Annotated in this window: 1 protein-coding gene and 1 pseudogene; both read left to right on the forward strand. The window is 65.6% G+C overall.

From position 1 onward, the window contains the following. A pseudogene (locus tag ACIBK0_RS51880) lies at positions 1-1,139 on the forward strand (alpha-1,4-glucan--maltose-1-phosphate maltosyltransferase); the annotation flags it as partial. After that, positions 1,136-1,989: alpha-amylase family glycosyl hydrolase (locus ACIBK0_RS51885; RefSeq protein WP_399097543.1), on the forward strand; the 854-nt coding region annotated here is incomplete at its 3' end. The pseudogene ACIBK0_RS51880 and the gene ACIBK0_RS51885, both read left to right, overlap by 4 nt.

A 1,989-nucleotide genomic window follows, 5' to 3' on the forward strand; every position in this document is an offset into this window, starting at 1 on the left:
ACGACTTCGACGCGTTCGTACGCCGGGCCGCGGGCGTCGGCCTGGAGGTCGCCCTCGACTTCGCGCTCCAGTGCTCCCCCGACCACCCGTGGGTGAAGAAGCACCCCGAGTGGTTCCACCACCGTTCGGACGGCACGATCGCCTACGCCGAGAACCCGCCGAAGAAGTACCAGGACATCTACCCGATCGCCTTCGACAAGGACATGCCGGGGCTGGTCCAGGAGACGCTGCGCGTGCTGCGGCACTGGATGAGCCATGGCGTACGGATCTTCCGCGTCGACAATCCGCACACGAAGCCGGTGGTGTTCTGGGAGCGGGTGATCGCGGACATCAATCGCACCGACCCCGATGTGATCTTCCTGGCGGAGGCCTTCACCCGCCCCGCGATGATGCACACGCTCGCGGCGGTCGGCTTCCAGCAGTCGTACACCTATTTCACCTGGCGCAACACCAAGGAGGAGCTGACCGACTACCTCACCGAGCTGTCGGGCGAGGCGGCCGCGTACATGCGGCCCAACTTCTTCGTCAACACCCCCGACATCCTGCACGAGTTCCTGCAGCGCGGCGGCCGGCCGGCCTTCGAGGTACGGGCGGTTCTCGCCGCGACGCTGTCGCCGACCTGGGGGATCTACAGCGGGTATGAACTCTGTGAGAACACCCCGCTGCGTGACGGCAGCGAGGAGTATCTGAACTCGGAGAAGTACCAACTGCGACCGCGCGACTGGGAGTCGGCGGAGCGTGACGGACGTAGCATCGCGCCATTGGTGGGCGCGCTCAACGCGATCAGGCGGCGCAGCCCCGCTTTGCGTCAGTTGCGCGACCTCCATTTCCATCACACGGACAAGGAGGCGGTGATCGCCTACTCGAAGTCTGCAGCGGACGCACGCGGTTCGAACACGGTTGTGGTGGTGGCCAACCTCGACCCCCACCACACCCAGGAGGCCACGGTCTCGTTGGACATGCCGCAACTCGGCCTGGACTGGCACGAGTCCGTGCCGGTGCGCGACGAGCTCACCGGCGAGACCTACAACTGGGGCAGGGCCAACTATGTGCGTCTCGAGCCAGGGCATAGGCCCGCGCACATCCTCACCGTCCTGCGACCGTCCTCACCGCAGATCGGAGGGTCACCCACAACATGATCGTCAACGAGCCCGTCCCGGACACGTTCGAGGACACACCGGCCAGGGACCGCGATCCCGATTGGTTCAAACGCGCCGTCTTCTACGAGGTCCTGGTCCGCTCCTTCCAGGACAGCAACGGCGACGGCGTCGGCGACCTCAAGGGCCTGACCGCGAAGCTTGACTACCTCCAGTGGCTGGGCATCGACTGCCTGTGGCTGCCCCCGTTCTTCAAGTCCCCGCTCAGGGACGGCGGGTACGACGTCTCCGACTACACCGCCGTCCTGCCCGAATTCGGTGACCTCGCCGACTTCGTCGAGTTCGTCGACGCCGCCCACCAGCGCGGCATGCGCGTGATCATCGACTTCGTCATGAACCACACCAGCGACCAGCACCCGTGGTTCCAGGAATCGCGCACCAACCCCGACGGCCCCTACGGGGACTACTACGTCTGGGCCGACGACGACAAGCAGTACCAGGACGCCCGCATCATCTTCGTCGACACCGAGGCCTCCAACTGGACCTTCGACCCCGTCCGCAAGCAGTACTTCTGGCACCGCTTCTTCTCCCACCAGCCGGACCTCAACTACGAGAACCCGGCGGTGCAGGAGGAGATGATCTCCGCGCTGCGGTTCTGGCTGGACCTCGGGATCGACGGCTTCCGGCTGGACGCGGTGCCGTACCTCTACCAGGTCGAGGGAACCAACTGCGAAAACCTTCCGGCGACCCACGAGTTCCTCAAGCACGTGCGCAAGGAGATCGACACGCACTATCCGGACACGGTGCTGCTGGCGGAGGCGAACCAGTGGCCGGAGGACGTGGTCGACTACTTCGGCGACTTCCCTTCCGGCGGCGACGAGTGCCACATGGC

It is taken from the genome of Streptomyces sp. NPDC050564 (assembly GCF_044457265.1).
Classification (GTDB): Bacteria; Actinomycetota; Actinomycetes; order Streptomycetales; family Streptomycetaceae; genus Streptomyces.